Origin of the sequence: Streptomyces cahuitamycinicus (assembly GCF_002891435.1) — a bacterium.
GTDB lineage: Bacteria > Actinomycetota > Actinomycetes > Streptomycetales > Streptomycetaceae > Streptomyces > Streptomyces cahuitamycinicus.
Genome location: NZ_POUC01000270.1, coordinates 1 through 11,161, shown reverse-complemented (window position 1 = coordinate 11,161; position 11,161 = coordinate 1). Strand labels below are relative to the sequence as shown.

At 69.4% G+C, this 11,161-nt stretch carries 8 protein-coding genes, 2 tRNA genes and 1 pseudogene; 4 read left to right on the top strand and 7 right to left on the bottom strand.

Annotated elements, in window-relative coordinates:
• The first annotated feature begins 43 nt into the window (after positions 1–43).
• Together hisN and C1J00_RS28825 are read left to right on the top strand one after the other, a co-directional pair.
• Positions 44–844, top strand: coding sequence for a histidinol-phosphatase (gene hisN / locus C1J00_RS28830; RefSeq protein ID WP_102911932.1), 801 nt, complete (start codon positions 44–46; stop codon positions 842–844).
• 129 nt (positions 845–973) lie between these two features.
• A complete protein-coding gene (locus tag C1J00_RS28825) occupies positions 974–1,366 on the top strand; it encodes a CBS domain-containing protein (protein ID WP_102911931.1) in 393 nt (130 codons plus the stop codon).
• Positions 1,367–1,438: 72 nt separating this feature from the next.
• Here the strand turns inward: C1J00_RS28825 and C1J00_RS28820 are convergent.
• A pseudogene (locus tag C1J00_RS28820) lies at positions 1,439–2,891 on the bottom strand (catalase).
• Between the two features lie 144 nt (positions 2,892–3,035).
• On the opposite strand from C1J00_RS28820, the gene C1J00_RS28815 reads away from it, so the two are divergent.
• Positions 3,036–3,452: a Fur family transcriptional regulator gene (locus tag C1J00_RS28815; protein ID WP_062928973.1), complete on the top strand. Its 417-nt coding sequence runs from the start codon at positions 3,036–3,038 to the stop codon at positions 3,450–3,452.
• Between the two features lie 145 nt (positions 3,453–3,597).
• Here C1J00_RS28815 and C1J00_RS28810 read toward each other — a convergent pair.
• The 4 genes from C1J00_RS28810 to C1J00_RS28795 form a co-directional block, all read right to left on the bottom strand.
• Positions 3,598–3,671, bottom strand: a tRNA-Met gene (locus C1J00_RS28810).
• Positions 3,672–3,777: 106 nt separating this feature from the next.
• Positions 3,778–5,601 carry a tetratricopeptide repeat protein gene (locus tag C1J00_RS28805; protein ID WP_180989730.1) on the bottom strand — a complete coding sequence of 608 codons (1,824 nt, stop codon included), beginning with the start codon at positions 5,599–5,601 and terminating at the stop codon, positions 3,778–3,780.
• A 234-nt stretch (positions 5,602–5,835) separates the two neighbouring features.
• Positions 5,836–5,909: transfer RNA gene (locus C1J00_RS28800), tRNA-Met, on the bottom strand.
• A 65-nt stretch (positions 5,910–5,974) separates the two neighbouring features.
• Positions 5,975–8,914 (bottom strand): UPF0182 family membrane protein, encoded by a 2,940-nt coding sequence (locus C1J00_RS28795; RefSeq protein WP_180989731.1) that lies wholly within the window; start codon positions 8,912–8,914, stop codon positions 5,975–5,977.
• 162 nt (positions 8,915–9,076) lie between these two features.
• Here C1J00_RS28795 and C1J00_RS28790 point away from each other — a divergent pair, with 162 nt between their 5' ends.
• Positions 9,077–9,619: a PPA1309 family protein gene (locus tag C1J00_RS28790; RefSeq protein WP_102911928.1), complete on the top strand. Its 543-nt coding sequence runs from the start codon at positions 9,077–9,079 to the stop codon at positions 9,617–9,619.
• Between the two features lie 44 nt (positions 9,620–9,663).
• Here the strand turns inward: C1J00_RS28790 and C1J00_RS28785 are convergent, their stop codons facing one another.
• Together C1J00_RS28785 and C1J00_RS45530 are read right to left on the bottom strand one after the other, a co-directional pair.
• Positions 9,664–10,755 carry a YlbL family protein gene (locus C1J00_RS28785; RefSeq protein ID WP_102911927.1) on the bottom strand — a complete coding sequence of 364 codons (1,092 nt, stop codon included), beginning with the start codon at positions 10,753–10,755 and terminating at the stop codon, positions 9,664–9,666.
• 102 nt (positions 10,756–10,857) lie between these two features.
• Positions 10,858–11,022: a hypothetical protein gene (locus C1J00_RS45530; RefSeq protein WP_167455419.1), complete on the bottom strand. Its 165-nt coding sequence runs from the start codon at positions 11,020–11,022 to the stop codon at positions 10,858–10,860.
• Positions 11,023–11,161 lie beyond the last annotated feature (139 nt).

The window sequence follows — 11,161 nt, the reverse complement described above, 5'->3', positions numbered from 1 at the left end:
CCCCCTGTAGCCCCACCCGCACCTCGGCAGATAGGTTCGTTGCATGCCCGACTACCTCGACGACCTGCGCCTCGCCCACGTCCTCGCCGACGCCGCCGACGCCGGGACGATGGACCGGTTCAAGGCACTCGACCTCAAGGTCGAGACCAAACCGGACATGACCCCGGTGAGCGAGGCGGACAAGGCCGCGGAGGAACTCATCCGCGGCCACCTCGGGCGCGCCCGCCCACGGGACGCGATCCTCGGAGAGGAGTACGGCGTCGAGGGCACCGGCCCCCGCCGCTGGGTGATCGACCCGATCGACGGCACCAAGAACTATGTGCGGGGCGTGCCCGTCTGGGCCACGCTCATCTCACTGATGGAGGCCGGCGAGGGTGGCTTCCAGCCCGTCGTCGGCGTCGTGTCCGCCCCCGCCCTCGGCCGCCGCTGGTGGGCCGCGAAGGGCCACGGCGCGTTCTCCGGCCGCAGCCTCACCAAGGCCTCCCCGCTGCGGGTCTCCCGGGTCTCCACACTCTCCGACGCCTCCTTCGCGTACTCCTCGCTGAGCGGCTGGGAGGAGCACGGACGCCTGGACGGCTTCCTCGACCTCACCCGGGAGGTATGGCGTACGCGCGCGTACGGCGACTTCTGGCCGTACATGATGGTCGCGGAGGGTTCGGTCGACATGTGCGCCGAGCCGGAGCTGTCCCTGTGGGACATGGCCGCCACCGCCATCGTCGTCACCGAGGCCGGCGGCACCTTCACCGGCCTCGACGCCCGCCCGGGCCCCCACAGCGGCAACGCGGCCGCGTCGAACGGACTGCTCCACGACGAGCTGCTGGGGTATCTGAACCAGCGCTACTGAGCCCCCCGTTGTTACCGAGCGCCCCCTTGTTGACCCTCCCTTTGCCTGCCACTCTGAGAGTACCCCCACTTGTGAACTTGTGAAGCGATGAACAAACGGCGGGGACACTCCCAGGAGGTGGCTCCATCCATGCTCGTCCGTGACGCCATGAGCACTGTCGTCCTCACCATCGGCCCGACCCACACCCTGCGCCAGGCGGCCGCGCTGATGTCCGCGCGCAAGGTGGGGGCGGCGGTGGTCCACGACCCCGACGCCGGCGGCATCGGCATCCTCACCGAACGCGACATCCTCAACTCCGTGGGCCTGGGTCAGGACCCGGACACGGAACGCGCCCACGCCCACACCACCAACAACGTCGTGTTCGCCGCTCCGGCCTGGACGCTGGAGGAGGCGGCCGGCGCCATGGCACACGGCGGCTTCCGGCACCTCATCGTGCTGGACGGCGGCGAACCCGCCGGCATCGTCTCGGTCCGCGACATCATCCGCTGCTGGGCGCCGGCACGGCAGCAGGTTCCCGCCTAGCGGCACGGACGGGCCGGGCCCCCCCAGGGGGCCCGGCCCGTCCACTACCGCGAGCGGTCCAGTGCTGGAGGTTCAGCCGCGCAGGGCCTGCACCGCGGCCTCCAGCCGCTTGCCGTAGTCTCCGTCGGCCCGACGGAAGTTGTCGATCGCCCGCTCGACGATGTCGTCGCGCGAGACCTTGGCGATGAAGCCCGCCAGGTTGGCGATCAGGCGCTCCTTCTCGTCCTCGCCCATCAGGCGGTAGAGGTTGCCCGCCTGCACGAAATCGTCGTCCTCGGCATGGACCGGAGCCGGGTGATCACCCGTCACGCCGCTCACGGCCGTCGCCGACCACAGCGGACGGTCCGTCTGGAACGGACCGCCGAAGCTGTTCGGCTCGTAGTTCTTCGCGCCACCGTGACGGCCGTCGTAGAGGGACCCGTCACGGGAGTGGGTGCGCGCCGCGGTGGCGTGCGGACGGTTCACCGGCAGGTGATCGGCGTTGATGCCGACGCGGTAGCGGTGGGCGTCGCCGTAGGCGAAGAGGCGGCCCTGGAGCATCTTGTCCGGGGACGGTCCGATGCCCGGCACGAAGTGGGCGGGGCTGAAGATCGACTGCTCGACCTCGGCGAAGACGTTCTCCGGGTTGCGGTTGAGCTCCAGCCTGCCGATCTCGACGACCGGGTAGTCCGCGTGCGGCCAGACCTTGGTCAGGTCGAACGGGGTTGAACCGGTACGTCGCCGCCTCGGCCACCGGCATGATCTGCACGCCGACCGTCCAGGTCGGGTACTCGCCCCGCTCGATGGCCTCGCGCAGGTCACGCTGGTGGGAGTCGGGATCCTCACCCGCGAGCCGGGCCGCCGCCTCGGCCGTCAGGTTCTTGATGCCCTGGTCCGTCTTGAAGTGGTACTTCACCCAGAAGGCCTCGCCGGCCTCGTTGCTCCACTGGAAGGTGTGCGAGCCGAAGCCGTCCATGTGGCGGTACGAGGCGGGGATGCCGCGGTCACCGAACAGCCAGGTCACCTGGTGCGTGGACTCGGGCGACAGGCTCCAGAAGTCCCAGACGTTGTCCGCCTCGGTCGAGCCCGTGTACGGGTCGCGCTTCTGGGTGTGGATGAAGTCCGGGAACTTGATGGCGTCCTTGATGAAGAACACCGGGGTGTTGTTGCCGACGAGGTCGTAGTTGCCCTCCTCGGTATAGAACTTCAGCGCGAAGCCGCGCGGGTCGCGCACCGCGTCCGCGGCGCCCAGGTTGCCGGCCACGGTCGAGAAGCGCACGAAGACCTCGGTCTGCTTGCCGACGGCGGAGAGGAAGGCGGCATACGTGTAAGGGGTGACATCGGCGGTCACCGTGAAGGTGCCGTACGCACCCGCGCCGCGGGCGTGCACCACGCGCTCCGGGATGCGCTCGCGGTTGAAGTGGGCCAGCTTCTCCAGCAGGAGCTGGTCCTGGACGAGCACCGGGCCGCCGACGCCCGCGGTCTCGCTGTTCTGGTTGTCGGCGACCGGAGCCCCGGCCTCCGTCGTAAGCGGTCCCTGCGTCACGTGCGCCTCCTGCACCATTCCCGACCAGTCCTGTCCGCTGGTCAAAGCCGTTCTCGATCCTACAATAGACATTGTCTAAAACAAGCAGGACTCTAATCTCACACCTGTTCGCGACCTGGTCCCTATAGCTGTTAGGCTGTGGCCATGAGTGACCTTCTGGAACGCCTGCGCGGACGCGGATGGCGGATGACCGCGCAGCGGCGCGTCGTGGCCGAGGTCCTCGACGGCGAACACGTCCATCTGACGGCCGACGAGGTCCACGCCCGGGCCGTCGCCAAGCTGCCCGAGATCTCCCGGGCGACGGTCTACAACACGCTGGGTGAGCTCGTGACCCTCGGCGAGGTGCTGGAGGTCTCCACCGACCAGCGCGCCAAGCGGTACGACCCGAACGCCCACCAGCCGCACCACCACCTGGTCTGCGCCCAGTGCGGCGCGATCCGGGACGTCCACCCGACCGGCAACCCGCTGGCGGACCTCCCCGACACCGAGCGCTTCGGCTTCACGGTCTCGGACGTCGAGGTGACGTACCGCGGCGTCTGCCCGAACTGCGCGGCCGCCTAGCCCGCTCGCCCGGCCCTACGAAAAGCCCCGGCACCCATCGCGGTGCCGGGGCTTTTCGTAGGGCCGGGCCGTATAGGGCCGGGCCGTTGGACGCCAAACGCACCGAGGGCCGGAACCCTTTCGGATTCCGGCCCTCGGCCTTCAGTAGCGGGGACAGGATTTGAACCTGCGACCTCTGGGTTATGAGCCCAGCGAGCTACCGAGCTGCTCCACCCCGCGCCGTTGAATGCAACGTTACGTCAACGCGGAGGACGGATGCAAATCCATTGCTCGGGACCATCGCTCGGGACCGGGACCACCTCCACCCGGCCCCGGCACCCACACCTCACGCGGAGAGCTCCTGCCGCAGCGCGTCCCTCAGCCGCTCCGCCCTCTCGGCGACGGACGCCGGCCCCAGCGACACGGCCCGGTCGGCCCAGCGCTGCCCTTCCGCCAGCTCTCCCCGACGCGCGTAGACCAGGGCAAGCCGCAACGCCGCCCGCCCGTGCCCGGCGTCGGCGGCCCGCTTCCACCACACCGCCGCCTCGGGCTCGCTCCCCTCCCGGGCCAGCAGCAGCCCGAGATTGAACGCGCCGTTGCGGGAACCGGCCTCGGCCGCCTCCCGGTACCACCGAGCGGCCTCGACGACATCGCCCCGGGCCGCCGCCAGCATGCCGACCCGCACCTGTGCCCGCCGATGCCCCTGGTGCGCCGCCCGCTCGTACCACTCCTCGCACTCGCTGGGCAGGTGCACCGGTTCCCCGAGCTCATGCGCCGGCTCCGGCGGCCGCCGAGCGTCGAGCACCGTCGCCAGCCGGTACGCGGCCTCGGCGCTCCCGCCCCCGGCCGCACACCGCAGATGCCTCTCGGCCTCCTGCTCATCGCCGTCGCGCAGTCTCGCCATGCCGACCTGGAGCGCCGCCTCGGTGTGCCCGGCGGCGGCGGCCCGCTCGTACCAGCGCAGCGCGGCCTGCTCCTCGCTCCGCCCGGCATGCAGGATGCCGAGGTTGAAGGCGGCGTCCACGCTCCCGGCCTCCGCGGCCTTGGAGAACCACGGCTCCGCGCCCGTCTCGTCGCCGCCCCGCAGCAGCAGGATCGCCAGCGCGTTCGCGGCCTCCCGGTGCCCGGCGTAGGCCGCGCGCCGGTACCACTGCTCGGCCTGCGGGGTGCGCCCCTGCTCGGCGCAGAGCAGGCCGAGGTTGTAGGCGCCGTTCACGTCGCCCGCGTCCATCGCGGCCCGGTACCACCGCTCGGCGGTCTGGGTCTCGCCCCGCTCGGCGTGCAGCGCGCCCAGCGCGTTCGCCGCGTTGCCGTCGCCGTCCTGGGCGGCCCGCAGCCACCACACGGCGGCGTTGTCGGTGTCGCCCGCGTCGCGCAGCAGGAAGCCGAGCGCGCAGGCGGCACGCGCCTCGCCGTCCTTGGCGGACGTCAGGTACCAGCGTCCGGCCTCCTTGAGCTCGCCGCGCCTCTCCAGGATCGTCCCGAGGTGCAGGGCGGCCCGCCGGTGGCCGCGCGCGGCGGCCTGCCGGTACCACTGCTCGGCCTCCTCAGGCACCTGGGCACCGCTGTCGCCGCCGGGTTCCCGCGCCGCGTGCCGGTCCAGCGCCCGCGCCAGCCGGTACGCCGCCTCCCGGTGCCCGCGCTCGGCCGCTACCCGCATCCACCGCTCGGACCCGGCGTCACCGCGGTGCTCCAGCAGATCGGCGAGCGCGTAGGCACCGAGAGTGTGCCCCTGTTCGGCGGACTGGCGCAGCCAGTACTCGGCGGCGGGTTCGTCGCCGCGCTCGCGGTGGTGCCGGCCCAGGGCGTGCGCGGCCGCCGTGGATCCGGCGACGGCGGCGATCCGCCACCATCCCGCGGCCTCGTCGGCGTACCCCCGCTGGTGGAGGAGAACCCCCAGGTTGTTGGCGGCCGCCCGGTCGCCCGCGGCGGTGGCGGCACGCAGATGAGGCTCGGCACCGTCGAGGTCACCACGGCGCAGCAGCATGGCCCCGAGGACACTCATCGCCTCGACGTCGCCGGCCTCGGCTGCGAGCCGCTGACGCAGCTCCTCGGCCGCCTCGTCGGCGATCTCCCCGGTCTCGTCCGGGGTCTCGGTGTCCTCCCCGCTGGAAGGCTGCACAAAACGCCCTGTCTCGAACAGAGTTGCCTTGTCCCCCATAACGTCCATCGTCGCACCACCTGCAACCTGGGTACACCTCGTATACCGCAGCCAGTGAGGTCACTTCAGCGTTTTGTCGACATGCCCACAGAGAGACAAGTCAAACACAGATTGCCCAACTCCCCCTGGCGGCGCGGCCACAGCCTGCGCCAGCACATGCGTTCACACATCACGAAGGCCCGGATTCCTTTGTGGAATCCGGGCCTTCGTGGCCGCTCCGTCACTCGGACATCGCGACTTCAGTAGCGGGGACAGGATTTGAACCTGCGACCTCTGGGTTATGAGCCCAGCGAGCTACCGAGCTGCTCCACCCCGCGCCGTTGTGTTCACAACCGTATCACGGCGCGGAGTGGGCATTTGACCAGGCCAGGGCGGCCAGGGCCTAACTGCTCGGCTTCGGGCTCGGGCTGCCGCTCGGGCTGCCGCCGGGCTTGCTCTCGCCGCCCCCGGCACCGCCCGCCCGGCTCGCCTCGGCCTGCGCGTCCTCGGCCCGCCGCAGGGCGTCCTCGAGATCCTTCTGCGCCTTGCCGTACGCCTCCCAGTCGTTCTTCTTCAGGGCCTCCTGGCCGGCGTCGAACGCCTTCTGGGCGTCCTCCAGGGCCTGTTGGACCGTCGGGTTGTCGGACGTCGGCGGTGGTGGCGTCGTATCACCCTCGTCCGGGGGCTCGGCGGCCGGACCGTCCGCGCCGAAGATCTTGTTCAGGGCCTCGTCGAGGGTGTTCTCGAAGGCGGTCTGGCCTCCGTAGGTGACCAGCACCTTGCGCAGCAGCGGGTACTTCAGTCCGCCACCGCGGACGTAGACCGGCTCCACGTAGAGCAGTCCGCCGTCGAGCGGCACCGTCAGCAGGTTGCCGTACTCGACCTCGGAGTCGCCGCCTCTCAGGAGCCTGATGGACTCGGCGATGTCCTCTTGGGAGTTGAACTGGCTCTGGACCTGCTTGGGTCCGTTGACCGTGGTGTTCGTCGGCAGTTTCAGGATTCTGATCTTGCCGTAGTCACCGGTGCCCGCCTCGGCGTCGACCGCCATGAACGCACTGAGGTTGTCCCGGCCGTTGGGCGTGAAGGTCGTCGTCAGCGAGAACGCCTGCGCCTTCTGGTCGGGCATCTTCATGCTCAGGTAGTACGGCGGCACCGCGCTGCCCGACCGATTCGTCGGGTCGTCCGGTACCTGCCACACCTCGCTGCCGCTGAGGAACGTCGTGGCGTCCTTCACGTGGTAGCGCGTGAGCAGCTCCCGTTGGACCTTGAACAGGTCCTGGGGGTAGCGCAGGTGGTCCATCAGCGACTTGGAGATGTCGCTCTTGGGCTCCACCGTGTTCGGGAAGGCCTTCATCCAGGTCTTCAGGACGGGGTCCTTGGTGTCCCACTGGAAGAGCTTGACCTTGCCGGTGTAGGCGTCGACGGTGGCCTTCACCGAGTTGCGGATGTAGTTGACCTGGTTCTGCTGGGCCACCACCGCGCGGTTGTCGTTGGTGGCGGTCAGCGAGTCGGCCGTGGTGTCACCGAGGGTCGTACGCGAGGAGTACGGGTAGCCGTTCGTCGTCGTGTACGCGTCGACGATCCACTGGATCCGGCCGTCCACGACCGCCGGGTAGGCGTCGCCGTCGATGGTCAGCCAGGGGGCGACCGCCTCGACGCGCTCCTTGGGCGTGCGGTTGTACAGAATCCGCGAACCGTCGCCGATGGCACCGGAGTACATGATCTGCGGCTCGCCCAACGCCACCGCGTACGCCGCCCGGTTGACCGGGTTGGAGAGGTTGACCCCGCTGTCGCCCTTGTAGCTGGTGGTCTTCTCGCCGTTGTCGTCGGAGTAGTCGATCTCCTTCTGGGGACCGCCGACGATGGAGTACGTGTCGGTCTTCTCGCCGTAGTAGATCCGCTGCTCGTACGTGCCGAGGTCGCCCTCGGAGGGCAGGTCGGACTCGGTGAAGTTCGGACGGCCCTGGGCGTCGGCGCTGGTGCCCTCGGCGGCGACCACTCCGAACCCGTGGGTGTAACGGAAGTGGTTGTTGATCCAGTTCTTCTTCGGGATGCCCGCGAGGTTGATCTCACGCAGGCCGATGACCGTGTCCTGGTCCTTGCCGTCCTTGGTGTAGCGGTCGACGTCCAGGTTGTTCGGGAACGCGTAGTAGTTCCTGATCTGCTGGAGCTGCTGGAACGTCGGCGAGACGATGTTCGGGTCCATGATCCGGATGCTGGCCGTGGCCGGGACGTCGTCGCGCAGGGTGGTCTTGTCCTCGGTCTTGCTCGTGCCCGAGTAGTCGGTGACCTTGGTACCGTCGATGCCGTAGGCCTTGCGCGTGGCCTCGAGGTTCTTCTCGACGTACGGCGCTTCCTTGGCCTGCTCGTTCGGCTGGACCTGGAACTTCTGCACGATCGCCGGGTAGAGGCCGCCGATGAGGATCGCGGAGAGCACCATCAGGCCGAAGCCGATCACGGGCAGCTGCCAGGTGCGCCGCCAGATCGTGGCGAAGAACAGCAGCGCGCAGATGACGGCGATGCAGAAGAGGATCGTCTTGGCCGGCAGGTAGGCGTTGGCGTCGACGTACCTGAGACCCGTCCAGTTGTCGGTCGCCCGGAAGTCACTGGACTTCACGGCGAGTCCGTACCGGTCGAGCCAGTACGCGACCGCCTTGAGGGCCACGAAGATGCCGATGAGCACCGACAGGTGCCCGGTGGCCGCCGCCGTGGCGCGGGCGCCCGGGCTGGTGACGCGCAGCCCGCCGTAGAGGTAGTGGGTGAGCGCGGCGGCGATCACGGACAGGATCGCGGCGGCGAAGCCGAAGCCGAGCAGGAACCGGTACCAGGGCAGGTCGAAGGCGTAGAAGGCGACGTCCAGCTTGAACTGGGGGTCCTTCTCGCCGAAGGGCACGCCGTTGACCCACATCAGCCACGTCCGCCACTGGCCGGAGGCGGAGGCGCCGGCGATCAGGCCCACCAGGGCTGTGATCCCGAGCAGCAGCCACTTCTTGTAGGGCGCGATGCTCATCCGGTAACGGTCGAGGTTCTGCTGCTCCATCGACATGGCGCTCAGCGGTGGCCGCAGCCGGTGCGCCAGCCAGATGTTGAAGCCGACGGCCAGGGCCATGAGAAGGCCGAAGACGAAGAAGAGCCCGATCTTGGTCCACAGGGTGGTGGTGAAGACCGAGGAGTAGTCCACCGACCGGTACCAGAGCCAGTCCGTCCAAAAGCCCGCGAACATGGTGAACGCCATGCCGAGAACGGCCAGGACGCCCAGCGTCGTGAGCAGGGTCCGGACACGCCGGGACGGGCGGCCCACTCTGATCCGCGGCCCCGAAGGGCCTCCGCCGCGGTCCGGCATCTGGAAAGCCAAGGTGCGCACCTCGAAGTTCGCTGTCGATTCGTCAGGCCCGCGTCTTCACGGACCGCATGTGGCCCCCGTCATCGGGGCCCCTACCTATGCAACTTACTCACCGTTTACTCGGTTCCCGATTCCGGCCGGGAACGAGGCAGGATTGTGACCATGTCCAACACTCCCATGGCTGCGCACCCGCTCACCCGGGCCGTACTCGAGATCGACGAGTACGTCTCCGGCCTCGGCTGGGACCAGTCAGCCCGCCTTTTCGCCCTCGTCGACACCGCACGCCTGCGGGCCGAACAACCCTCGCTCGCGGACCGGCTCGGTCTGGGTGACGAGTCGGAGAACTCCGGCCTCACCCCGATCGAGCAGGACGAAGTTCCAACGGGCAAGCCGCTCGACGAGTTCCTCGCCACCATCGCCTGGCCCGACTCGGTGGTCGGGTGTGCCCTCGCGGTGGAGCGCCTGATGCTCCCGCCGTCCGCGGAGGCCCAGGTTCCGCAGGGTCTGAGTGAGGCCGCGCTCACGAAGTGGGTGGCGGACCACCCGGACCGCCAGGAGGTCCGCATGACGGTCGCGGTGCTGCGCGACGGCACGCGTGAGTCGGCCCTGCGGCTGCGCGAGAAGGACTCCCCCACGGAGGTCCTGACCGGCTCCAACCTGGTCCCGGGGCTGGCGGAGGCGCTGACGGCGACGTTCGAGGAGTAGCCCCGAAGGACCGTGGGCCCGGTTCTCCGGGCCCGGTCCCCGATCTACTTACCGCACGTCGGCAGATCCGCGGTGTCGCCGCTGCGGATGTCCTCGAGAGCGCCGAGGGCGTCCTGGATGGTGCCCACCTTGACGAGGGTGAGGCCGTCGGGGGTGTCCTCGGCGGCGGCCGCGCAGTTGTCGGCGGGCGTCAGGAAGTACCGCGCGCCCTTGGCCCGCGCGCCCACGGTCTTCATCTCGATGCCACCGATCGGCCCGACCTTGCCGGCGTCGTCGATCGTGCCGGTGCCCGCCACGAACCTGCCGCCGGTCAGGCTGCCGGGGGTGAGCTTGTCGTAGATGCCGAGAGCGAACATCAGCCCGGCGCTCGGCCCGCCGACGTCGGCGAGCTTGATGTCGATGGTGAACGGGAACGTGTGGTCGGTGCCCGCGGAGATCCCGACGATGGCGCGCTTCTCACCGGTGTCGTCGGACGTCGTGGTGGTCATGCTGATGTCCTGCGTCCTGGTCGGCGTCCGCTTCTCCTTCTCCGCCGTGGCCTGCTCCTTGGCCGGCACGATCGTGAAGCGGACGTCCTGGCCCGGCTTGTGCCTGGTGACGAGCTTCGCGACGTCGGTCGGCTCCTTCACCGCCGTACCGTCGACGGCCTTGATCACGTCCCCCGCGTGCAGCTTTCCCTGGGCCGGGGACCCCTTGACGACGGTCGAGACGATCACCCAGGACTTCACCGGAACGTCCAGCTGCTTCAGGGCGGCCACCTTGGCGCTCTCCTGGGACTGGCTGAACTCCTCGGCGTTCTCCTGGGTGGACTGCTCCTCGGTCTTGCCGTCCGGGTAGAGCGTCTCGCGCGGCACGACCTTGTTGTCGTGTGCGAGCCAGCCATAGACGGCTTCGACCAGGTTCATCCGATAGTCGGCGCTCGTGACCCGGACCGTGGTCATGTTCAGATGGCCACTGGTCGCGTAGGTCTTCTTCCCCGCGATCTGCAGCACCGGCTCACCGTCGTGATCACCCAGCGTGTTCACCGTCGGCCCCGGGGACATCTCCGCGTAGGGCACGGGGATGAACACTCCCGCGCACAGGAGCGCGATCAGCATCAGGGTGGAGGCGAGCATCGTCGCGGTGCGGCGTGGCATGACTCGACAGTACGGGACGGTCCTGTCAGCGCACCGTCAGGGCCGCCCGTCCGGGGCGGCCCTGCGCTTTCCAACGCCTGTGACCTGCTGTTTCTCCGGCCCTCAGGCACCCGGCCGGGGCTTCTCCATGGCCTCGCGGAAGCGGGCGTAGCCCGTGAGTTCCGGGCCGTCGTTGCGGACCTTGCGGGTCCGGTTCGCCCAACTGCCCCAGAGCCCCGCGCCGATGGCAGCCACAAGCGGAATCAGCAACCAGGCGAGCGCCGCCATGCCGACCTCCAACCCCTTTGAACGTCCGCAACTGACTGATCAGCAGATTAACGATCCGCAGTGACAACGCTCCCGCCAGGGGTGCGGTTACGCAAGCGGAAGGCGGCATCCCGGATCAGCAGACGCCGACCCGCCCTCC